The organism is Aquisalimonas sp. APHAB1-3, from assembly GCF_048323695.1.
Taxonomy (GTDB): domain Bacteria; phylum Pseudomonadota; class Gammaproteobacteria; order Nitrococcales; family Aquisalimonadaceae; genus Aquisalimonas.
On sequence record NZ_JBLWFT010000009.1, the window covers coordinates 109,275 to 131,519 of the forward strand.

22 protein-coding genes and 1 pseudogene are annotated in these 22,245 nt (G+C 62.9%); 14 read left to right on the forward strand and 9 right to left on the reverse strand.

Translation table 11 applies throughout. The features are described from left to right. Positions 1–9: 9 nt before the first annotated feature. Complete coding sequence (locus ACNSTU_RS13435; protein ID WP_290634898.1) at positions 10–270, reverse strand: zinc-binding dehydrogenase; 261 nt, start codon at positions 268–270, stop codon at positions 10–12. Positions 271–397: 127 nt separating this feature from the next. Then, entirely contained in the window at positions 398–2,584 is a 2,187-nt protein-coding gene (locus ACNSTU_RS13440) for a TonB-dependent receptor (RefSeq protein ID WP_290636922.1), read from the reverse strand. Between the two features lie 128 nt (positions 2,585–2,712). On the opposite strand from ACNSTU_RS13440, the gene mntR reads away from it, so the two are divergent. The 3 genes from mntR (at position 2,713) to dksA (ending at position 4,434) form a co-directional block, all read left to right on the forward strand. Next, complete coding sequence (gene mntR, locus ACNSTU_RS13445) at positions 2,713–3,147, forward strand: manganese-binding transcriptional regulator MntR (RefSeq protein ID WP_290634902.1); 435 nt, start codon at positions 2,713–2,715, stop codon at positions 3,145–3,147. Positions 3,148–3,322: 175 nt separating this feature from the next. After that, a complete protein-coding gene (locus ACNSTU_RS13450) occupies positions 3,323–3,985 on the forward strand; it encodes a DUF1826 domain-containing protein (protein ID WP_290634904.1) in 663 nt (220 codons plus the stop codon). Between the two features lie 17 nt (positions 3,986–4,002). Next, positions 4,003–4,434: an RNA polymerase-binding protein DksA gene (dksA, locus tag ACNSTU_RS13455; protein ID WP_290634906.1), complete on the forward strand. Its 432-nt coding sequence runs from the start codon at positions 4,003–4,005 to the stop codon at positions 4,432–4,434. 41 nt (positions 4,435–4,475) lie between these two features. On the opposite strand, the gene ACNSTU_RS13460 is transcribed toward dksA, so the two are convergent. Together ACNSTU_RS13460 and ACNSTU_RS13465 are read right to left on the reverse strand one after the other, a co-directional pair. After that, positions 4,476–4,802, reverse strand: coding sequence for an AzlD domain-containing protein (locus ACNSTU_RS13460; RefSeq protein ID WP_418212463.1), 327 nt, complete (start codon positions 4,800–4,802; stop codon positions 4,476–4,478). Continuing rightward, complete coding sequence (locus ACNSTU_RS13465) at positions 4,799–5,518, reverse strand: AzlC family ABC transporter permease (RefSeq protein WP_418212464.1); 720 nt, start codon at positions 5,516–5,518, stop codon at positions 4,799–4,801. The genes ACNSTU_RS13460 and ACNSTU_RS13465 overlap by 4 nt, the downstream gene beginning before the upstream one ends. A 168-nt stretch (positions 5,519–5,686) precedes the next feature. On the opposite strand from ACNSTU_RS13465, the gene ACNSTU_RS13470 reads away from it, so the two are divergent. Next, positions 5,687–6,769, forward strand: a complete 1,083-nt coding sequence (locus ACNSTU_RS13470; RefSeq protein WP_418212465.1) for a patatin-like phospholipase family protein — start codon at positions 5,687–5,689, stop codon at positions 6,767–6,769. Continuing rightward, on the forward strand, positions 6,766–8,220 hold the full coding sequence (locus ACNSTU_RS13475) for a GntP family permease (RefSeq protein WP_418212466.1): 1,455 nt from the start codon (positions 6,766–6,768) through the stop codon (positions 8,218–8,220). Before ACNSTU_RS13470 ends, ACNSTU_RS13475 begins: the two co-directional genes overlap by 4 nt. A 34-nt stretch (positions 8,221–8,254) precedes the next feature. Here the strand turns inward: ACNSTU_RS13475 and ACNSTU_RS13480 are convergent, their stop codons facing one another. Continuing rightward, complete coding sequence (locus tag ACNSTU_RS13480) at positions 8,255–8,884, reverse strand: hypothetical protein (protein ID WP_290634916.1); 630 nt, start codon at positions 8,882–8,884, stop codon at positions 8,255–8,257. A 19-nt stretch (positions 8,885–8,903) separates the two neighbouring features. Further along, positions 8,904–9,302 (reverse strand): Cu(I)-responsive transcriptional regulator, encoded by a 399-nt coding sequence (cueR, locus tag ACNSTU_RS13485; RefSeq protein ID WP_290636924.1) that lies wholly within the window; start codon positions 9,300–9,302, stop codon positions 8,904–8,906. Between the two features lie 235 nt (positions 9,303–9,537). Here cueR and ACNSTU_RS13490 point away from each other — a divergent pair, with 235 nt between their 5' ends. Further along, positions 9,538–10,575 carry a hypothetical protein gene (locus ACNSTU_RS13490; RefSeq protein WP_418212467.1) on the forward strand — a complete coding sequence of 346 codons (1,038 nt, stop codon included), beginning with the start codon at positions 9,538–9,540 and terminating at the stop codon, positions 10,573–10,575. Positions 10,576–10,735: 160 nt separating this feature from the next. Here the strand turns inward: ACNSTU_RS13490 and ACNSTU_RS13495 are convergent, their stop codons facing one another. Both ACNSTU_RS13495 and ACNSTU_RS13500 read right to left on the reverse strand, forming a co-directional pair. Next, positions 10,736–13,312: a heavy metal translocating P-type ATPase gene (locus ACNSTU_RS13495; RefSeq protein WP_418212468.1), complete on the reverse strand. Its 2,577-nt coding sequence runs from the start codon at positions 13,310–13,312 to the stop codon at positions 10,736–10,738. 113 nt (positions 13,313–13,425) lie between these two features. After that, positions 13,426–13,791, reverse strand: coding sequence for a DsrE family protein (locus tag ACNSTU_RS13500; protein WP_290633741.1), 366 nt, complete (start codon positions 13,789–13,791; stop codon positions 13,426–13,428). A gap of 289 nt (positions 13,792–14,080) precedes the next feature. Between ACNSTU_RS13500 and ACNSTU_RS13505 the strand changes: the two genes are divergently transcribed. From ACNSTU_RS13505 to mgtE, 4 genes are all read left to right on the forward strand, one after another. Continuing rightward, positions 14,081–14,731: a TetR/AcrR family transcriptional regulator gene (locus ACNSTU_RS13505; protein ID WP_290633745.1), complete on the forward strand. Its 651-nt coding sequence runs from the start codon at positions 14,081–14,083 to the stop codon at positions 14,729–14,731. 466 nt (positions 14,732–15,197) lie between these two features. After that, positions 15,198–16,265, forward strand: coding sequence for a magnesium transporter (locus tag ACNSTU_RS13510; RefSeq protein WP_418212469.1), 1,068 nt, complete (start codon positions 15,198–15,200; stop codon positions 16,263–16,265). A gap of 105 nt (positions 16,266–16,370) precedes the next feature. Then, positions 16,371–17,039, forward strand: coding sequence for a TorF family putative porin (locus ACNSTU_RS13515; protein WP_290632677.1), 669 nt, complete (start codon positions 16,371–16,373; stop codon positions 17,037–17,039). A 69-nt stretch (positions 17,040–17,108) separates the two neighbouring features. Further along, positions 17,109–18,458 carry a magnesium transporter gene (gene mgtE, locus ACNSTU_RS13520; RefSeq protein WP_290632675.1) on the forward strand — a complete coding sequence of 450 codons (1,350 nt, stop codon included), beginning with the start codon at positions 17,109–17,111 and terminating at the stop codon, positions 18,456–18,458. A gap of 75 nt (positions 18,459–18,533) precedes the next feature. Here mgtE and ACNSTU_RS13525 read toward each other — a convergent pair. Beyond that, positions 18,534–18,878 (reverse strand): annotated as a pseudogene (locus tag ACNSTU_RS13525) (site-specific integrase); the annotation flags it as partial. Between the two features lie 27 nt (positions 18,879–18,905). Here ACNSTU_RS13525 and ACNSTU_RS13530 point away from each other — a divergent pair. The 4 genes from ACNSTU_RS13530 (at position 18,906) to ACNSTU_RS13545 (ending at position 22,106) form a co-directional block, all read left to right on the forward strand. Continuing rightward, positions 18,906–19,580: a hypothetical protein gene (locus ACNSTU_RS13530; protein ID WP_418212470.1), complete on the forward strand. Its 675-nt coding sequence runs from the start codon at positions 18,906–18,908 to the stop codon at positions 19,578–19,580. 103 nt (positions 19,581–19,683) lie between these two features. Next, positions 19,684–21,012 (forward strand): diguanylate cyclase, encoded by a 1,329-nt coding sequence (locus ACNSTU_RS13535; protein WP_418212471.1) that lies wholly within the window; start codon positions 19,684–19,686, stop codon positions 21,010–21,012. A 131-nt stretch (positions 21,013–21,143) separates the two neighbouring features. Further along, positions 21,144–21,671: a GNAT family N-acetyltransferase gene (locus ACNSTU_RS13540; protein WP_418212475.1), complete on the forward strand. Its 528-nt coding sequence runs from the start codon at positions 21,144–21,146 to the stop codon at positions 21,669–21,671. A 24-nt stretch (positions 21,672–21,695) separates the two neighbouring features. Then, the gene (locus ACNSTU_RS13545) at positions 21,696–22,106 is read left to right on the forward strand and encodes a hypothetical protein (protein WP_418212472.1); all 411 of its coding nucleotides are present in this window, start codon (positions 21,696–21,698) and stop codon (positions 22,104–22,106) included. The last annotated feature ends 139 nt before the right edge of the window (positions 22,107–22,245 follow it).

Consider the following 22,245-nt stretch of genomic DNA (forward strand, 5'->3'; position numbering starts at 1 on the left):
CCTGACCTCTCAGTACTCGAAACAGATCTTGCCCACGTGGGGACCCGATTCCATGCGGCTCAGGCCGTCCGGTACGGCGTCGAAGGGCAGCGTGGTGTCGATGACCGGCCGGAGCTGGTGGGAGTCGATGGCGTGGCACATCGCCTCGAAATGGCTGCGACTGCCCACCGAGAGCCCGATCAGGTGCAGGTTTTTCCCGTAGATTGCGCGCATGGCAATTTCCTGCGATTGGTCGATGCCCCAGTCGTCCTGCACTTCCCAGGCGCGCATGACCGTCCCCCGTTCGTGTGTGTGTAATGACTGTATCCCAACGTCACCTACTGTTTCACGTTGTCCGGGTGCCTACGGGGAGCCATGGCAATGCTGCCGCTGGGCGAGCACGCCTTTCAGGGTGTGCTCAGCCACCAAAGTCGTAACGCAGGCCTGCGGTCACGGTACGGCCGATGATCGGGGCGCTGTCACGGAAGTAGCTCTGGTGGCGGCGACCGTCTTCATTGAGCAGATTGTTCCCGCGCAGGAATACGCGCAGCCCCGGCGCCCGGGAGGGGCGCCAGCCGACAGACGCGGATATCAGGTGGTAGCCGGCAGTCGGTTGCTCGGCCTCGCCGGTGTGGCGCTGACGGAATACCCGCCGGTAGTCGGCGCTGGCGTCCAGCTCCCGCCACTCCACATCCGCGCCCACGCCGGCACGGGGTGGGGTCATGCGCGGCAGATTGCCGCCGTCACGCAGGCGTCCGCGCAACAGGTCGCCACTGGCGCGCAGGGTCAGGGGGACGGGCGCCGCTTCCACATCCAGTGCAGCGCGCAGCTCCAGCCCGTAGAGGTGGACATCGTCCTGGTCGTTGAACACCAGCCGGACGCCGTCGGAGTCTTCCTCGCCGTTCTCGTCCACACGCCGCGGGTTGCCGTCGTCGTCCGGGATGAACTGGAAGTAGGTGAAGTCGTCCACACGGTTGTAGAACGCGGTCGCCTCATAGCGCAGGGTGCCGGCGTGGCGTTCCAGCGTGGTTTCGAGGTTCAGGTAGGTCTCGCTGCGCAGGTCCGGGTTGCCCACTTCGAAGGTATCCGCCGCCCCGTGGCGGCCGAAGGCGTAGAGCTGTTCCGTCGATGGCGCCCGTTCGGCGCGCATCAGACTGGTGCGTACCCGGTGGCTGGCGTCCAGGTCCACCATCGCCCCTACCGACGCACTGAAGTTGGTAAACCGGCGCGTTCCGGGGTCGCGCTGGAACGCCACCGTTTCGCCGTTGCGCTCCACGCTCTCCACCTGGGGGTCGGAAACGGCCGACGGGTCGGAGTGAACCTGGCCTATACGAGCGCCGAATTCGAGTTGGCCGAAGTGCGTCGGGCGCTCCTGCACACTGAACAGGCCGAGTTCGCGTGTTTCCACCGGGCGGACGAAGAAGTCCCGACCCTCCCGCGGGTCCTCGGCGACGAAGTCCTGGTGGTTGGTGTCCAGACCCACGACGCCGGTAAAGCCGGCAATCGGGTCGTGGGCCAGCTCCAGGCGCGCGTCCAGCTCATCCTGGCGGAATACTGCTTCGGTCTCGCGTTCGTCCAGTTGCCCGCCGTCGGATGTACGTTCGTATTCGAACTCCACCTCATCCTGCCGGAACTCCGTGTAGGCGAGGTTGGCGCGCAGGGAGGTGAATCCCGGCATTGGATTGTAGAGTTCGCTGCGAAGGTCGACCCGGTCGTAGTCGGCGAAGATGCGTTCGTACTCGTCCGACTGCCCGCCCTCGGATTCCGGGCGCGCGTCGAAGGGCTCCGGTATGCCGTATTCAGCATCCCAGTGGCTGTAGCCGAGCCCAACATAGCCTGCATGACCGGACCACATGCCGGTAACCGACCAGGCGTCGCTGGCGATGTCACTGTTGATCAGTGTCCCGCGCCGGCCGCGTCCGTCGGTGGTCTGGTAGCCCTTGATGTCGAAGTCGTCGGTGCGGCGTGCCGAGGTATCGGCGCGCAGGGCGACATTCTCGCCCACCGGAACATCCAGGCGTGCGCTGCCCTGGCGGTCGTTGGCGTTACCGCTGTATGACCCGTACACGGACCCCGAGACCCGGTCACCGATGGCCGGGTCGAAGCGACCGGTGACCACGTTCACCACGCCCCCCGCGGCGCCGGAGCCGTAGAGCAGGGTGGCCGGGCCGCGGATAATCTCCACCCGCTCAGCGCGGAGAGGGTCGTTCGCCACCACGTGGTCCACCCCCTCGTCGGAGACGTCGCTGGTGCGCATGCCGTCTTCGAGCATCTCGATCCGCGCCCCCTGCAGCCCGCGGATCACCGGGCGCCCCACGCCCGGGCCGAAGTCGGCGTTGGCGATACCGGGCTCCCCATCGAGGGTTTCGCCGATGGTGCCTGCGCGCCTGCGCTCCAGTTGTTCGCCCTCCAGCACGTTGATCGGCTGTACCACTGCGCTTTCGGTGCGGCTGAACAACGTCCCCCCGGTGATTTCGATTGGTGACAGCGCCGTGGTCTCATCGGACGCCACGGCCGGTGCCGGCAGAGCCAGGAGGGCCGTCGCAAGAAGGCCGCCGCCAAGCTGCCCCGGTGTCGTTAGTGGTTCGTCCTTGCTGATGGTCATATCACCCTCCAGTCAGATTGATTTCCTAGGCTGCAAAAATTAGCACAAGCTAAGTTTTGTGCATAAGCTTTGTTGGCAAGCTGTCGTTATGGCTTTACGCTTCCGCCATGAAACAGCCTCGCCACCACATGCGTGATCGCACAGATGGGGATCTGCTGCCCGACGCGGACGCCCACGCCGAGCAGTACGCCAGCGTGCGGCGTGCCCACGAGACGGAACTCATCGAGGATTACGTGGAACTGATCGGCGAATTGCTGGAAGCCGAGGGCGAAGCCCGCGCCGTGGACATCGCCCGGCGTATGGGCGTGCGGCAGGCGACGGTCACCAAGATGGTCGGCCGGCTGGCCGAGCGCGGCCTGGTCACCACCGCGCCGTATCGATCCATTTTCCTCACCGATGAAGGGCAGGCCATGGCCAGGCGCTCACGGGAGCGACATGCGGTAGTGTTGCAGTTTCTGCGCGCGATCGGCGTGAGCGATGCCACCGCCCGTATTGATGCCGAGGGGTTGGAGCATCACGTCAGCGAGGAGACGCTGGAGGTCATGCGCCGCCATATCGGCTGAGGACCCACCGGCATGGACCTAACCCGGGGGGCACTGCATCCCGATGCAGCCGGTTCGATGTCCACAGGCTTCTGCCAACGGCTCGGGCACGCCAGCAGCACACGATATGTTTGGGTATAAAATATTATGTTATAACATTGTCTTTATTCCCTATAGCCAAGGATTTTCTCGGCCTATGACAACGATGACCCTTTCCGACAATGCGTTGACTCCCGCAAGCTTCGGAGAATCCGTCGAGGGAGAGCAGTGCGGCGTGCTGGACAACGCCCTGCTGCAGGGCGTGAACATGGCGATCTGGCGGCGCTTCTGCCTCCCCGAGCCAAGCCGGGAGCTCGCCTGCATTGATGCCGGCTGGAGTGAGGCGATTCGGCTGACCACCGCGGTGACCAGCGCCGAGGCGGGCCTACGGCGCGCATTGAGTGGCGCCGGTCTTGATCCCCAAACCCTGAAGCATTGGATCACTGACATGTCCGGTCTTGCCGCGCTTTTCGCCAGGCTCATCGGGAAGTCGTCGGTGCAGATCCGTATCGAAGCCATGCACGACACGATGTGTCCGCGTTTCCATGTTGATCGCAATGATCTTCGGCTTCTGTGCACCTATCGCGGGCCGGCGACGGAGTGGCTGACCAATTCACAGGTCGATCGGCGCGCCCTCGCATGCGGCGCCCCGAGCGAAGAAGTGATGCGTTTCGGACCGTCGCAGCGGCTGAACCCCTGGTGGGTCGGAATCATGAAGGGGAGCCGCTTCCCGGGCAACGAAGGCAACGGCCTCGTCCATCGCTCCCCGTCGGCGGACGGCCAGAGTCAGTCCCGAATCCTGTTCTGTCTCGACGCCTGAGCGGAGGAAACACCAGCATGAGCGTGCCATCCGACGAATCGGGGATCATCCGTGAGGCGGACCTCCTGAGTATGCCCGAGCAAGAGTATATGAACCGCCCACAACTGGAATTCTTCCGCGACCTTCTCCTGACCCAGCGTCGGGAACTCCTGGAAACCGCCGAAGCCAGCATCAATGAACTGAGGGAGCGGCCCGTGTTTCCCGATGACGCGGACCGTGCCAGCTCGGAGGAAGAGTTTACGCTGCTACTGCGGTTGCGGGACCGGGAGCGCAAGCTTCTGCCCAAGATCGACCAGGCCCTGCGTCGCATCGAGCTGGGGACCTACGGCTGGTGCGAGCAGACGGACGAGCCCATCGGCCTCCGGCGCCTGCTCGCCCGTCCCACGGCGACGCTGAGTGTCGACGGGCAGGAGTACAAGGAAGCCACGGAGCGGCACTACAGCAGGTGAGCCTGCGGCGAAACGGCCTTTGCTTCCTTCCCGCGCAAGCGCTAGACCAGCGCCTGGGCCAGGCTGAATACCACAACCCCGCCCACAACCGTCAGGGCGATGCTGCGGCTCGCGGCGGCAATGGCCACGACGGTCACCCCGGCGGTGACGTGTGGCCACGACCAGGTGATGCCTGCGCGGTCGCCTACCAGCAGCACCTGATCCACCAACAGCGCTGCGATCACCGCCACCGGCACATAGGTGAGCCATGCCTCCACCAGTGGCGGCAGGCGCATCCGGCGAGCCAGGGCCAGTGGCAGGATGCGGGGAATCAGCGTGACGACCACGCAGAGCACGATGGCCAGCAGGACCTCCGGTCGCAGACTCATGCTGCCTCCTCATCGCGGCGCCCGCTGGCCGCCTGTTCGATGAGCACGCCGGCGCTGGCGGCGATCACGGTGGTGAGCATGAGGTTGAGCGGGTGGGGCTGCCAACTGTCCAGGGCGATGATGATCACGCCGGCGAGACCCGCCACGGCGCATCGAATGCCCGCGTGTCCGCCGGCACGGATCTGGCCCAGCAGCAGCGCGGAAAACATGCCTGCAAGCGCGAACTCAAGCCCGATGGCCTCAATGGCACCGGCCAGCGCACCCAGCAGGGCACCGGCGACGTTCCCGGTCACCCAGGCACTGTAGGCGGTGACGTTGAGGGCGATCATCCACGCGGCACGTTGCAGGCGCTGCCCCATGAGGCTGGTGCCCAGGGCGAAGGTCTCGTCCGTGAGCTGTGCGCCGATGACCACCCGAGCGCTCAGCGGCAGGTGCTGCACCCGTGGTGACAACGCCGTGGCGTAGAGGAGGTGGCGCAGGTTCACCAGAAAGACCGTGCCGACGAGAGTGACCAGGGCGCCCGCGTACAGGTCGGCGAACACGAACTGCGCCGAGCCGGCGAACAGCAGCAGTGACAGCAGGCCCACCTCTGCCGCACTCAGCCCCGCTTCGGCGCCGACCACCCCGGCGGCCAGACCGATTCCGGCGTAGGCGATGGTCACCGGGCTCGATGCCCGGGCGCCGGCGAGCGCTGCCTGGACAGTGGTCTGCTGCATGCCAGTCCTTTTGCATCGGGGTGGGTGGAGCGCAGGATTCTACTAACCTTTGTGCAACGGAAGCCACGTCTCAGCGTTTCGTGCGCCGTTGTGGGCCCGGGGTGGACTGACGCTCGCGCCTCTAATCGGTTATATTGCACCGCAACAAAGAATAACTGGAGAGTCTGCATGGCAAAGCGTAACCGTAAGCTCATCGATCTTGCGCTGCAGGGTGGTGGTTCCCACGGCGCGCTCACATGGGGCGTGCTGGACCGACTTCTGGAAGATGAGCGGCTGGAGATTGATGGCGTCAGCGGCACCAGCGCCGGGGCCATGAACGCCGTGGTGCTGGCCGACGGCCTTCAGCGCGATGGCCGCGACGGCGCCCGCGAAGCGCTTGGCGCATTCTGGCGCGCCGTGAGCCAGGCTGCGCAGTTCTCGCCAATGCAGCGAACGCCGCTGGACTGGCTCATGGGTAACTACGGACTGGATCGCTCGCCCGGTTACCTTTGGTATGAACGTCTGACGCAGACACTGCCTCCGGCGATGCTCAACCCGATGGGGATCAATCCTCTACGGGATCTGGTGACCCGGCAGGTGGACTTCGATCGGGTTAATGACTGCAGCAAGACGAAGGTGTATGTCACGGCCACGAACGTGCGCACCGGTCGCCCGCACATCTTCCGCCAGCCGTCGCTCAACGTGGATACGGTCATGGCTTCGGCCTGCCTTCCGCACATGTACGACGCGGTGACCATCGACGGCGAGGCCTACTGGGACGGCGGCTATACCGGCAATCCCGCGCTGTATCCGCTAGTGGAGGACCAGGGCTGCCGGGATCTGGTGGTGGTGCAGATCAATCCGCTGGTGCGTGAGACGCTCCCGGTTGGCAGCCGCGACATCCTCAACCGCATCAACGAGATCACGTTCAACTCCAGTCTCGTGAAGGAGCTGCGCTCCATTCACCTGCTGCAGCAGCTCATCGATGCCGAGGGGCTGGAGCTGGAGAACTACCGCGCCATGCGCCTGCACCTGATTCACGCTGAAAAGGAGGTGGAGAGCCTGGGAGCGTCCAGCAAGCTCAACGCCGAGTGGTCGTTCCTGAAGACCCTGTTCGACAAGGGTCGGGTCTGGGCCGACCACTGGCTGGATGCGCACTTCGAGGATATCGGCGAGCGTGCCACGTTCGACCTGGATCAGCTCTTTCAGGACTCCTTCCGACCGGTCATGCACGACGATGTCCGCGAGGCGTCGAAAGGGGGCGACTCGTGATCGGCGTATTTGCCATCGTCGTCTCGCTGGTACTGCTCATCGTGCTCGCCTATCGCGGGCTCAGTTTGCTGATACTGGCGCCGGCCCTGGCCGCGTTCGTGGCGCTGGTTTCCGTGGAGACACCGCTGCTTGCCAGTTATACCCAAGTGTTCATGGGCGCGGCGGGCGATTTCATCGTGCGCTTCTTCCCACTGTTCCTGCTCGGGGCGATCTTCGGCAAGCTCATGGAAGATTCCGGCAGCGCCGAAGCGCTGGCGCGGGCGCTGGTGGCCCGCCTGGGTGACGGACGCGCCATCCTCGCGGTGGTGTTGGCCTGTGCGGTGATGACCTACGGCGGCGTGTCGCTGTTCGTGGTGGCCTTCGCGGTCTACCCCATTGCCGCGGCGCTGTTCCGTCAGGCCGATCTGCCCAAGCGGCTCATCCCCGGCACCATCGCCTTGGGCGCCTTTACCTTCACCATGACCGCGCTGCCCGGCACACCGGCGATCCAGAACGCCATCCCCATGCCGTACTTCGGCACCTCCCCGTTTGCGGCGCCGGGGCTCGGCATTCTCACCGGGCTGGTCATGCTGGTGCTGGGGCAGGCGTGGCTGAACTACCGGGTCCGGCAGGCGCGGCGCGCCGGAGAGGGCTACGGCAGCCATGCGGATGAGACCGAGGCGTCGGTGGACCGCTCGCTGCGGGAGCGCGCCGCCGGCGAGGGCTTCGACGTGGCGGAGATCCCCCCGGAGGCGCCGCCGCGGGATCTGCCGCCGCTCACCCTGGCGGTGCTGCCCATCGTTCTTGTGATCGCCCTGAACCTGCTGTTCACGGCGGTGATCATCCCCGCCATGGACACCGGCTATCTGGCGGATCCGGTCTACGGCGCCACCAACATCGAATCCGTGCGCGGGCTATGGTCCGTGGTCTCGGCGCTGGTGATCGCCAGTCTGGTGCTGGTGGCGCTGAACTGGCGCCGGCTCGCTGTGCTGACGCGTACCCTGGACGGTGGCGCCAACGCCGCGCTGCTGCCCATCTTCAATACCGCCAGTCTGGTGGGGTTCGGTTCGGTGATCGCCTCGCTCACCGCCTTCGACATGATCAGCGCCTGGGTGACCACCGCCGGCGGCGACAACCCGCTGATCTCCCTGGCCATCGCGGTGAATCTGCTGGCCGGCATGACCGGCTCCGCCTCCGGCGGCATGAGCATCGCCCTGGCGACCCTCGGCGACACATATCTGGCCATGGGGCAGGCGGCCGGCATTTCGCCGGAACTCCTGCACCGGGTCACGGCCGTGGCCACGGGCGGGCTGGATGCCCTGCCGCACAACGGCGCCGTGATCACCCTGCTCTCCATCTGCGGGCTCACCCACCGGCAGGCCTACCTGGATATCGCCGTGGTGGCAATGCTCGTGCCGATCATCGCGCTGGTGTTCCTGATCATGACCGGCACGCTGGTGGGGACGTTCTGAGGCGGGCAGCTGCGCCGCTATCCCGCCGCCCTGGCTAGAACCGGTACCGCAGCCCGGTGGTGAGGAAGTTCGAGCCGCCCGAGACGCCGTAGACGCCGAACACGCCGGAGCGGTGATGCACGCGCGCCACCAGGCTCAGGCGCTGGTTTCCCGGTGGACGGAAGGCCAGCTCCGCGTGCATGTAGTGCAGCATCCGGCGCGTCTCGCCGTCGTTTTCCTGTTCCAGTGGCGGGCGGTGAGAGGCAAACGACACCCCTTGCCCGAACGCGGCGCTGGTATCTATCCAGTCGTCCCAGGGGAAGTGGTTCCAGCGCACGGTCACCGCGACGTTGCTCTCCCAGAGCGACTGCCTGCCCCAGTGTCGCACAGCCTGCAGCTCTCCTTCCCAAGCCACGGGGCCAGGCCAGGTGCCCAGGTCTCGGGCAAGGATCAGCGCCCCGAGATAGGAGGCGCGCACGTCGCCTCCGTCCAGTGCCAGGATGTCCACAAAGCGGCTGTCATCGTACTGACCCACCAGGCCCGTGAGCGTCCAGGGCTCGGGTGGCTCGTTGGCACCGGCGGGTACGCAGGTGATCACCAGCACCAGCGCCGCCCGGGCAATGCGCCGATAGCCGGGGAACCGTGCGCGCCTCCGTCTTGTTGTCGGCGGGGCGCTGGTCGTCATCACATGCGTCGCATTGTCCTCAACCTGACCGGCCTCCTGCCAGGTCGTCGATGATGGGGCACTCTGGGCGCTGATCCCCGTGGCAGTGCCGGGCCAGGTGCTCCAGGGTGCGTTTCATCTCCTCGAGCTCGCTGATCTTCTGTTGCAGTTCGTCGATGTGCTCCTGTGCCACGCGCTTGACCTCGGCGCTTGAGCGGCCCTGATCCCGCCACAGGCGAACGAGCTGCTCGATCTGCGTGGTGGAGAAGCCAAGATCCCGGGCGCGCCTGATGAAGCGCAGCATGTGCACTTCGGCGTTGCTGTAGACGCGGTAGCCGTTGTCGCTTCGAACGGCCGGCCCCACGAGTCCCACGCTCTCGTAGTATCGGATCATCTTGGCGCTGATTCCAGAGGCGCGGGCTGCTTCACCGATATTCATGATCCACTCCTTGTCGCCTGACCCCCTCAGATTACACCGCTCGCGCGGGCGTGTTCGACGTCGTCATTCACGTGCGGCAGCGGGAGTGATCGCATTCATGCGAACGTGGGTGATGGCATCTCCCGGTGCTGCCGGCTTCCCGGATTTTGTAAGGCCAACGTAAGGTCATGTACGCTAATTTTCGGGTGCCGAAAACATGGGAAATACAAAAGGGAACAATCGGGTAGGAGGCGGTATGCGCAAGAAGAGCATAACGACAGCGGGGATCCTGGCAATCGCGCTCGGGACGACGGGGTGTTTCAACGGAGGTAGCAGCAGCAACGGGGGCGACGAGATTGATCTGGACATTGTTCGCGCCCAGGACGTCTATGACGGCGAGGTCGAATTGGAGGACACCGCAGATCTGACGGACGGTGACGACGCGGCGCTGGCGATGGATTTCGCCTACTTCGCCTATCTCCTTGAGACGGCCATCGATTCGTTCGAGGAAGTGACGCAGCAGAACAGATCGAACGGGAGCGAGACCGTAGAGGGGGACTGCGTCGGCCAGCCAAACGGTTCGGTCGAGGTGGAGGAAGAGGTGTCGTTCGGGGATGACGGCACGAAGGAGATCACCTCGACCTGGACCACCAACGAGGATGACGGCTATTGCGTCGAAATGCTCAGCCAGCGAGACGTGGCTGTGCGTTTCCATGGCGAGGTGACGCAAGTCACGGAGACGGACTCGCAGCACGAGAAGCGGGTCGCAGTCACGACCTACGAAGACTTCGAGATGGAGTGGGCACAACCGGAACCCAGCGACGATGACCCCCTCCAGGTCAACATCGATGGTGAGGATCACAGGGGGAATGTGCACGTGGGGAGCGAGCCGGGTGAGGATGGCGTCGAGAGTTACATTGCCATCGCCCTTGACGTTCAGCTTCCCGATCTGGGGGATGGCGACGAGGTTCACGCTATCCTGCGGAACTCGCACATCGGTACGGACGTTGACGACGTCATCGACATGGAACTCGCGTCGCCCTTCATGGACGGTGCGGTGACCACCGGCCAAGCCGGTAGGGAGGAGTTCTTCGATGGCACGTGCGTCGGTGGTCCGCTTGAGCCGGGGCAGGACGCGGACAGAGGCCTTGTGACGATGACGGCCGGTGACAGCGAGTACGAAGCGGACCTCGCAGATGCGAGTGCAGACTGCGGTGAGTTTTCTCTGTACGACAGCGGAAGCGGTTACCCCATCGGCGATTACGACCTTCTGGGCCAGTTCCTCGATCAGTGATGGTGGCGGGCCGGGGCGGGGCGATGTGATCCGCTCACGACGCGCTTGCGCCGCGGGACGTCATTCCGGCCTGGCCCGAGCCATTCCGCTCGGGCCAGGTGCGGATCACACGCCCGCACCAGCGCGCGCGTCCAGACCGTCCACCTTGCGGCCGCCCAGTCTAAACCGCGCGCGAGGGCGCGCTGGGGGTGACGCGTCCGTCGCTGTCGCTGTCCCCCGTCATTGGCGGGTGGAAACGCTTCAGCCGCAGGGCGTTGGAGAGCACGCACACACTGGATGCGGCCATGGCGAATGCCGCGAACATCGGTGACAGCAGCAGGCCGAAGGCCGGATACAGCACCCCCGCCGCCACCGGAATCAGGCTGGTGTTGTAGGCGAACGCCCAGAACAGGTTCTGTTTGATGTTGCGGATCGTGGCCCGGGACAGCGCGATGGCGTTGGGCACGTTGCGCAGGTCGCCGGAGATCAGCACCACCTCCGCGGACTCAATGGCGATGTCCGTGCCGGTGCCGATGGCGATACCCACCTCCGCCTGCGCCAGGGCCGGGGCGTCGTTGATGCCGTCGCCCACGAAGGCAACCCGGGCGCCGTCGGCCTGAAGCGCCTTGATAGCGTCCACTTTCCCGGCGGGCAGCACTTCCGCCACCACGTCGTCGATGCCCAGGCGCCGGGCAATGGCTGCGGCCGTGCGCTGGTTGTCCCCCGTGATCATCGCCACCCGCAGGCCTTCCGCATGCAGCGCCCGGATCGCCGCCGGGGTGGACTCCTTGATGGGGTCGGCTACGGCGATCACGGCGGCGAGCTGGCCGTCGATCGCCGCGTATAGGGGCGTCTTGCCCTCGTCCGCCAGCCGCGCGCCGGTGTCGCTGAACACATCGGGAGCCAGTCCGAGCTCCTCCATGAACCGTGCCGATCCGACCTGCACAGTTCGTTCACCGGCCTGCGCGGTGATGCCGCGGCCGGGTTCGGCGTGGAAGGCTTGCGGTTCCTGAAGCGTGACGCCGGCTGCGCGGGCGGCCGCCACCAGCGCCTCACCGATGGGGTGTTCCGAGCGCTGTTCCGCCGAGGCGATCAGGGCCAGTACCTCGGAGCGGTCAAACCCGGCGGCGAGCTCCAGATCCGTGAGCTCCGGGCGGCCACGGGTCAGCGTGCCGGTCTTGTCCAGGGCGATGGTGTCCGCGTTGCGCAGGGTCTGCAGGGCCTCGCCGCGGCGGAACAGCACGCCCATCTCGGCCGCCTTCCCGGTTCCCACCATGATGGAGGTGGGGGTGGCGAGCCCCATGGCGCAGGGGCAGGCGATGATCAGTACCGCGACGGCGTTCACCAGGGCGAAGGTCAGGGCGGGCACCGGCCCGGCAAGCAGCCAGATGGTGAAGGTCACCACCGCTACCACCATGACTGCGGGCACGAAGTAACCGGTGAAACGGTCGACCAGGGCCTGAATGGGCAGTTTGGACCCCTGGGCCTGCTCGACCATCCGTACGATCTGTGCCAGCAGTGTGTCGGCGCCCACCTTGGTGGCGCGGAAGCTGAAGCTGCCAGTGCGGTTGATCGTGCCGCCGATGACTTCGCTGCCGGCCTCCTTCTGCGCGGGGATCGGCTCGCCCGTGACCATGGACTCGTCGATCCAGGAGCTGCCGTCGACGATCTCGCCGTCCACGGGGATCTTCTCCCCGGGGCGGACGACGACCACGTCGCCGGTCACCACCTGGTCGATACCTACCTCCACGGTGTCACCGCCGCGCTGCACCCGTGCGGTCTTCGCCTGCAGGCTCAGCAGGCGCTGGATGGCCTCGCCGGTGCGCCCCTTGGCAAGGGCCTCGAGGTAGCGCCCGAACACGATCAGCGTGATGATGACCGCCGATGCCTCGAAGTAGACGTGCACCGTCCCTGCCGGCAGCACCTGCGGCGCGAAGGTGGCAATCACGGAGTAGCCCCAGGCAGCGCTGGTACCGATCATCACCAGGGAATTCATGTCCGGTGCGCCGTGGGTCAGCGCGGGCCAGCCCTTGCGGTAGAACTGCAGCCCGGGGCCGAACTGGACCACGCTGGCCAGCAGAAAGAACAGGTAGTAAAGGTTCTGCTGGCCGACGGCGGCGTGCAGGACATCGTGCAGCGGCGGGATGAGCATTGCCCCCATGTCCAGAACGAACAGCGGCACGGTGAACAGCGCCGCCACCCAGAGGGAGCGTTTGAGCCGTTCCGCTTCGTCGCCGTGCCGGCTGCCGGCCTCGCGCGCATGGGCTCCGGCGTCATCAATGCGGCTGGCGGGGTAGCGTTCCCCAAGGGCGGTGATCAGGTCCTGCGGCGTCGCCGTACCGGCCACCACCTCGACGGTGGCCTTGCCGGTGGCCAGGTTCACGGTGGCGTGTTCTACCCCCGGAACCTGGCCGAGCCTGCCCTCGACGTTGCTCACACAGCCGCCGCAGTTCATGCCGCCGACGGCGAGCTCCACGGTTTCGGTGCGTGGCTCGTAGCCGGCGTGGCGAATGGCTGCGATCACGTCGGCGATGTCTGCCGTTCCGGGCTCCAGCGTGACGTGTGCCTTTTCAGTAGCCAGGTTGACCTGCGCATCCAGTACTCCGGGTACCGCCTGGAGCGCACGCTCCACCCGGCCCACGCAGGATGCGCAGCTCATTCCTGAGACGTCGATGAACCAGCTGTGACCACCGGCCGCTGTTGCCTCGGTGGCGACGCTTGCTTCGCGGTCTGACCTTGATGTTGTGCTTACGCCCATGGCCTCGAACACTGAATCTGCAAATGGACGAGCAGCTTAAACCTTCCAATAATTGGAAGGTCAAGGCCGGCGGCTTCCTCGCCCGGGCGCCCCTGGGCGGGGCGCGGTGGAGGTCATCCGTAGTTGGCCACTGTTGCGTTGTTATCGCGGATGGCGCGGTGAAAGTCGCCAAGGGTCCCGAGCCGGGTATCGGGATGGAGATCGTCATCTCCGATCCGGCGTACCTTGACGCATGGCGTACAGACGAAGATCGCGACCTCCGGGTCGGCTGCCAGCTCGTCGAAGATCGGGCCAAGCGGTGGTGGGCCGAACGCCACGATGTCCTGCGCCGTATCACCCCGGGCGAGCAGTACAGCGTCGTGCAGCAGCATCAGCGTCACGCCGTCACCCTGTTCCCGGGCCGCCCGGGCGTGAAGAAACGGCAACGTGGCGCGGGTGGTGTCCGTCGGTCCCCAGGTTGTAGCAATGGCGATATGCATGGGTCAGGTCTCCATCTCTTTCCGGAATTGATCCCGTTAACGGGGCTCGCCGCCCATGCTGCCACGCCGCTCCCGCATGTGCTCGCGCTGATCGCCGTCCGTCATGCTCTGGATGTGCGCTGCGCGTATTCCGTATCCTCGGTGGTGAAGCCACCGACCAGGTCTGGCGCGAGAATCAGGGCAGCAGGAAGCCTCACTCCGGGCGAGGCATCCATGCCGTCATCTGCTGTTCACACATTATTGGTGAATGCGCCATCCTTGATAGGACAGGCGTGCTATCTTGCCAAGAATGACCACCGGTAATCGCGACCACGACGGGCCGCGCCGCCGCTCGGACGGCGAGCAGACCCACGCCCATATCCTCGATGCGGCCATGCGGCTTGCCTCCATCGAAGGGCTGGGCAGCCTGACCATCGGGCGCCTTGCGCGGGAGCTTGGTGTCAGCAAGAGCGGGGTGTTCGCGCACTTTCGGTCGAAGCAGCGGCTTCAGGAAGAGACACTGCATGCGGCCGAAGCCGTGTTCCAGCGCGAGGTGCTCCAGCCGGGGCTGAATGCCCCCGAGGGGCTGGCGCGGCTTGAGAGCCTGTGCAACGCCTATCTCTCCTATGTGGAGCGTGGCGTATTTCCCGGTGGGTGTTTCCTCGCCCAGGCACTGGCGGAGTTCGACGCGCAGACCGGCCCACTTCACGACGCCGTCGCCAGAGGGCACCAGACCTGGCTGGAGCTCATCGAGGATCAGATCATCGCTGCCCAGCGGCTCAAGGAGCTTGACCCGTTGATCGACGCGGGGCAGCTGGCGTTCGAATTGTGCGCGCCTCTGGAGTTGGCCAACTACCTGGCGACGCTCTACCGCGATCCGGAAATCACTGCCCGTGGACGAGCAGCGGTCCGGTCAATCATCGCCAGAGCGAAATCCGGTTCGCAGACCACGGGTGCGTAACAAGGCCAAAATTGATTTGTTATTCTCCCGATAGAAAAACGAATGAAAAGAAACCTCCGGGTTGCGCCGGTAAGCGAACAACAGTATTATCCCCGCCGCCTGAAGAATATGTAGCGAGGTAACAGAGAAACCCGATGGACGACCCTAGTAGTCGATCTTGGAACTCCGGGGACATCCGCATGAGCGGATCGCGCCCGGCTGTAGTGCCCGCCTGAAGCCCCCTGCCGCGCCGCGGCATCCCTTCCAGGCCGGCACATGGCCTGGTGCTCCCCAGAAATGAAGCGTCGCGGCAAGATGTCGCTGATTGCGCGCGTTTGCGTGTGATTGTGTCATCGCCGTGACTGGACAGCGGTTTTTTCAAACCGGCTGACGGGATGTTTTTGTCTGAAGAATCCGGTTCGGTTTTTTCAGAGAAAGGCAGCGTCCGTTGGTCATGGAAATCCATTGCTTAATGGGAGCGAAATTCATGGCTAATGAAATTGTACTGAACGAAGTGACCCAGAGCGGGAATCTGGAGTCTCGTGTCAATGAACCCGTGGACGGGGTGATGACGGATTCCTTCGTCCGGGTCCCCACCGGAGCCACTGCGGGCGAGACGCTGCGCAAGGTCAAAACCTATCCCCTGGATGACGGCGCCGCATCCGTGGTGTTCGTGGACGGCTCTGGCGGCCGCTATGCCGGATTCGTCCGCCTCGGGGCGCTGGTGCGTGCGGACGAAGAGACCACGGTGGACCAGCTCCTGGAGGGGCGCGATATCCGGGTGAGCTCGGAGACGGACCGGGAACAGGCGGCGCGGCTTCTCCAGCGGCATGATCTGGCGTTGCTGCCGGTGGTCAACGAGAGCCAGCGGCTGGTGGGTGCGCTGCGCTTCGACGACGCCATGGACATTCTCGAGGAAGAGGCCTCGGAGGATGCGTACTGGAAGGCGGGCGTGGGTGATGTGCTGCACCACCAGGACGCCGTACGCAGTGAAAAGCTCACCCTGGGCCCCATCGGATACACCCTCAAAGTCCGCATGGCGTTCCTGCTGGTCACCCTGGCCGGTGGCATGATGGTGGGCGGCGTCATCGATCACTTCGAGGGAGCGCTGGAGGCCCTTGTGGCGCTGGCGATCTTCATCCCGGTGATCATGGACATGGGTGGCAACGTGGGCACCCAGTCCACAACGATCTTTGCGCGTGGCCTGGCCCTTGGCCACATCGACCTCAAGAAGTTCTTCCGTGTACACATGGTGCGGGAGCTCAAGGTCGCCGTCTGCATGGGCCTGGTGCTTGCCACGCTGGGCGGGATCATCGCCTGGGCCTGGCAGGGTGCGCCCAACGACATCCCCATGCTCGGGGTGGTTGTGGGTATCTCGCTGATGTTCGCCATCACCACCGCATGTCTGCTCGGCTTTCTGCTGCCGTGGCTGCTGCTGAAGCTGGGTGTAGACCATGCGCCGGGCGCGGACCCGTTCATCACCACCATCAAGGACTTCAGCGGGCTCGCCGTGTACTTCATGACGGCAGCGTGGTTGCTGCCGGTGACCCTTTGATGGGTACCATCCGCGAATGACTTCATCCGCCATGACCTGGCCATCGGGCCCCGGTGCCCAGGTCATGGTTGGATCCCTGAACGTTTCGAATCAGAGGACAACACCATGATCCAGAAGAACCAGAATGCCATCACCACTTGCACCGCCGCGGCCCTGCTGTTGGGCTTCAGCGGTGTGGCCAGCGCCCAGGGCGAGTTCAGCGTCGGGGTGTTCAGCGACTACATCGACAACGGCGAGTCCCGCTCCGGCAACAACGCCGTGGTGCAGGGCGCGTTCGAGCACAGCCACCACACCGGCTTCTTCGCTGGCACCGCGATTTCCAATCTCGGCGACAGAGACAATGAGGGCCTTGTTGGCCCCGAGATCATTCCTTTCGTGGGATACGGTTTCGCCGCCGGCCCGGTGGATCTCGAACTGGCCTACGAGTACATCGCCACGCCGGAGAACTCCGGTAAGACCTACGAGGGCGAAGCCATTCTCGGCGCCTCGGTTGGCCCCGTGTTTGCGGAGATCGGCTACATCACCAATGCCCATGATCGCGATGCCGAGGGCAGTGTGGTCTATGCCATCGGCGCGGGCCACGAGTTCATGCCCGGGGTCAGCGTGGATGGCGCGGTGGGTTATGACGACCCGGACGACGAAAGCGGCACCGCATTCTGGGAGCTGGGCATGAGCCGTGAGGTGGACCAGGGCACGATCTCGCTCACCTACGCCTCCCGAGACGACAGCGACGCCCAGAACCTGTTCGTCGCCGGTTTCAGCACCAGCTTCTAGTCCGGTGTCCTTGTGCAGCCTGCGCTGAAGCCTTGGTTCGTTTCCACCAATCCAAGAGGGCCATTGGCCATGGATAAGACTGAAGTCATCGAGCAAACCATCTCACTGCTCCGCGCCGAGCACTGGGATGCCCTGGATAGCCACCTGGAGCTGATGGCTGTCCAGGACATCGCAGAAGTATTGACCGAGCTGGAATCCGGCGAGGCGACAGACCTCCTGCAGCGTCTACCGCAGGATCGCCGCCCATCCGTGTTCGCGTACGCGTCACCGGCCACGCAGATCGGCATCCTCAAGGGGCTGGACGACGAGGCTGGGCGCTTCATCCTCTACCACCTTCTACCCGACGACCGCACCGCCGTGCTCGAGCGGCTGGAGCCGGACGATCTCCAGAGCATGCTGCGACTGCTCTCGCCAGAGAACGTCAAGGAGGCGCTGCGCCTGCTGGGTTACCCCGAGGAGAGCGCCGGGCGCATCATGACGCCCAACTTCCTGACGGTACGGGCAGGCTGGACGGTGGAGCACGCCCTGAAGCATGTGCGCGAGCACAGCACGGCGGGAGAGACGGTCAATGTCGTCTTCGTGGTCGATACCCGCGGCGCCCTGCTCGGGCGGGTGCGCCTGCAGGATTTCGTGCTCGGTGACCCCGGGCGGCGCATTGAGGAGGTCATGCGGGAGGACCCCGTCAGCGTCGTGGTTTCCGAGGACCGGGAAGAAGCCGCGCGGCTCATGAAGCACTACGACCTGGAAGTGCTCCCCGTGGTGGACCACACCGGGGTGATGCTGGGTATCGTGACCGTGGATGACGTCATCGACGTGGTGGAAGAGGAGGCCACCGAGGACTTCCACAAGATGGCCAGTGTCAGCGCCCTGAACTACAGCCTCAAGGACGCCCGGCCATCGCTGCTTTATCGCAAGCGTGTGGGTTGGCTGGTGCTGCTGGTATTCGCCAACGTCTTCGGCGGTACTGCCATCGCCTACTTCGAAGAGACCATCGAGGCGGTGGTGGCGCTGGTGTTCTTCCTGCCGCTGATCGTGGACTCCGGCGGCAACGCCGGCTCCCAGTCCGCCACTCTGATGGTGCGTGCGCTTGCCACCGGTGACGTGCGCATGAAGGACTGGCTGCGGTTGTGGGGCAAGGAGCTGGGTGTGGCCATCGGGCTGGGCGCGACCATGGCGCTTGCCGTATCAGTCCTCGGGCTGTGGCGAGGCGGCACGGAGCTGGCGATGATCGTCTCCCTGGCCATGCTCTGCGTCGTGATCATGGGGAGCATGATCGGTATGCTGCTGCCCTTCGGGCTGGCCCGGTTCAACCTGGACCCGGCCGCCGCCAGTGCGCCGCTGATCACCTCGATCGCCGACTTCTTCGGCATCCTGATCTACTTCTCCATCGCCACGGCGTTTCTCACGCTTCCGGGCTAAGCGCGGGAGAAAGGTGTGCATGCCAACCAAGTGGAGCCGGTGTGACGGCTCCACTTCGGTCCCTGCCTGGTTCCGGGTCGAGGCGGCGACCCCTCGCTCCACAACAAGCCAAGTCAAGAACGCCTGTACGTCGGCCTCGCCGAGTCCACGGGGGTGGGACATGTTGTGGAACCGAATGAAATAACGGATCCAGTACCAGTAGGTCTTCTCGGTTCCCGGGCCGTAACGCCGCGTGCGTATGACATCACCGACGACATCCCGCAGTCGTCGCGGGCGCTCCGGCGTGTTCATTGGTTTGGTGGCCCCCATGCCCCTCCCGCGGTAACCTCCCAAAAGAACGAGCAAAAGCCGCGGGGTCGAGGCCGGAGACGGTGGATATGCCGCCGTCACGGTGATCGAATCATCGTGACGGCAGTCCATTCACTGTTACATTTAAGGAGTTCCTGTTTGCGAATCATCCTGTCTGTGCTCGGTTTAATACTGTTTTTGTCCAGCGTTGCCATGGGGTTTTACCTTCTTGATGACGGAGCATTGTCGGGATCCGAATTTGTCAGTTTAATTGTGGCTTTCGCCATTATCGGCTTGATTATCTCCTTTGCCTCCGAGGTTCAAGAATTTTCTGTAGCAGGAAATATCGTCAAACTGAAGCAGGTCAAGCGCGATGCGGAAAGGTCAATGTCGGAGTTGGAGTCAGCTCGGACTGAAACATTCCGTTTTCTTTTGAGCCTTGCGGAAAGGCATGCAGGGGGCTTTGCTGGTGATGGGCCTGTAGACGAAAGAATCCCTGACTTTTGGGCTTTGTATTACCAGATCGAGAAGTTCGGATGCAAAGAAGATCTAGCCGATGACCTTTTGCGTGTATTGGAGACGTTGGCCAAGGGGCAAATCAATACTATTGGGTATCTCAGTGACCAAGTTTTAGCGGAATATCGTCGAGTAGGTAGTTTGCCGCCACCTTCCGAGCTGGTCAGCGTTGCCTTGAGCGAAGAATCTATCGGTCAGGCTGCGACTCGGGGTGTCTGTTCAGGTAACGCTGATAAGGTTAGAGGGTTGGTTGCCGAGGGGCTACAGGAGTATAGGAAAATCTATGATTTATACCAGCACTACAGATCCAAAATATAACAAACACGTCAAATGCGATGCTCGTGTCTCGCGCGCTTTACGCGGGCGTTACACCACATAATGAAAGTAAAATGGCGTTCAGCGAACCTGAGTATGGGTTGAGATGAAGGACATCAGTAAAAATCGGAAACCCGATGAACTGCGCCAAATGCTGGATTACCTTGGTGTCGCGGCTTTTGTGATTGATGTGGCCTCGGCCGGTGAGTTCCGTTTGGCGGCCATCAATGCTCGTCACGAACAGCTTACCGGGATGAAACACAGTGTGGTGGCCGGGCGTAGTGTCGATGAGTTGCTCTCGCCCGATATGGCAGTCGAGGTGAAATCCAGGTATCGCGGCTGTGTCGAGAGCAAGGTCGTCACTACTTATCGCGAGTCACTGGACCTTCCCATTGGCAAAACTTTCTGGCAGACGAGTCTGGTACCTTTTTTTGATGAAGCTGGAAACGTTATCCGACTACTTGGCACGGCTAACGAAATCAGTGCCCAGGTGAACTTGGAACTGGAAGCGCGCTATCAATCTACCGTGATGAGCGCCTATCTGGATGAATCACTGGACGGCATAGTAGTAGTAGATGCCCAGAACAGGATCAAGACATGGAATCGCCGTTTCCTGGAGATATGGGATATATCCGAGGAAGTTATGAATGCCCGTGACGGGCACGCGGCACTGCATGCGGTTGTCGATCAACTACAAGATCCTTCGGGATTCGTTGAAAAGGTAATGGAGCTATACGTGGATCTGGATAAGGAGGAACACGGGGTTCGTGTCGACATGAAGGATGGTAGAGTCCTCGAACGGCACTCTCGCGGATTGCACGGTCCTGAAGGCGACTATTGGGGGCGTATCTGGTTTTACCGTGATGTGACGGAATCGCATCGCATGACCGAAGAGTTGCGGCGCATGTCGAAGACCGATGCGCTCACCGGAATCGCCAATCGCCGAGCGGTAATGGAGGCCCTGGAAAAAGAGTTCGGTCGGGCGCGGCGACTGGATCATTCACTTAGCGTGTTAATCGCGGATCTTGATCACTTTAAACAGATCAACGACCGCTATGGTCACGCCACTGGCGATGCAGTGCTCAAGGAGTTCGTGCAGATTGTAACGCCCGAAATTCGGGTTAGTGACCATTTTGCCAGACTGGGTGGCGAAGAGTTCGTAATAGTCTTGCCGGAGACTGGTTTGGGCCCAGCTCGCCAACTGGCCGAGCGGTTGTGCCAGGCTGTTGCCTTTCATGCATTTGGTGGTCCACAAGCTCAATTTCAGGTCACGGTAAGTATTGGCATCGCGACCATTCGTGATCACGACCCGAGTCCGGAAGGTCTGCTTGGACGCGCTGATCGGCGTTTGTATGCGGCTAAATCTGAAGGGCGTAACAGAGTGCATCCGAAGGGAGATATAGAAGACTATGGGAGCTTGTTATCACGGCAATAGCTGGCAAAAATGAATTTCACCATTCGTGATCGGAAACGTGACGAAATCGTATCACCAACTTGCTGCGGGAAGACCAAGGTGTAACGTTATACACAGGAAGGATCTGGTGCAGACGTTTTGAAACGTTGAGATTGTTTTTACGGCGGATGTCCCTGGAGGATGTTCCTGAATTGACGGAAATCCTGAGCGATCCTGAGGTGATGAAGCACTCGGTTCGTGGCGTTTTTGATGAGACCGCTACCCGGCAGTTCGTTGAGTGGTGCTTATCCTGTTACGAGTCACATGGCGTGGGGCCATGGGCACTAATCGATAAGAAATATTCTGAACTCATAGGATTCTGCCGAGCTGGACCAGAAATGGTCTCTGATGTCGAGGAAATTAACCTCGGCTACCGCCTTGCCAAGCGCTATTGGAATAAAGGGTTGGCATCTGAGGCGGCTAGAGCAGTTCTGAGTTATGTTTTGGGAGAGAAACTGTTCAATTCAGTGGTAGTGATCATAGAGCCCGAGGATCTTGCATCGCTAAAGGTCGCCGAGAAATCAGGGTTTTCCAGCTTTGATGTGCTGGAATTTCATGGTCGGCCGGTGAGGCTATACCGGCTAACGTCCGAGCAATGGGAGGCATTGCATAACAATGCCATGCACGCGACAAGGGTGTGATGGCCCGCGTTAATAGGTAGAGGCATGGAACCAGTCATTCAGGAAGAAACAACCGGTTGTGGTATTGCGGCAAGCGCTGCTCTAGCAGGTGTCAGCTATGCTGAGGCCAAGCGAAGGGCAAACGCTTTGTGTATTCACGCCGCAGACGCGTCGCTTTGGTCGGAGACAGCGTACGTCCGGAGACTGCTGCGGGAATTTGGTATTTCGGTGTCGCCCCAGGAAACACCATTTGAGTCATGGGAGCGCGTTCCTGACAAAGCCCTCATGGCTATTAAGTGGCGTATGGAAAGGGGCAAGCCATTCTGGCATTGGGTCGTGTTTATCAGAGATGGTGGTCAGGCAAAGGTGTTGGATTCCAAAAAGACCTTGAAATCAAATATCCGTCAGGATTTCGGGCGTATCAAACCCAAGTGGTACATTGAGGTGTTCAATTAACACTTCGCAGCGGCTTAGGCTCAACTTTCAAGTGCAACACCTGACCCCTTCGGAGGTAGGCTGTTGCGATGAATACTGGATACCGACACCTCAGCAGTGAAGAGCGCGCCGTGATCTTCTGTGAACACCAACGGGGCAC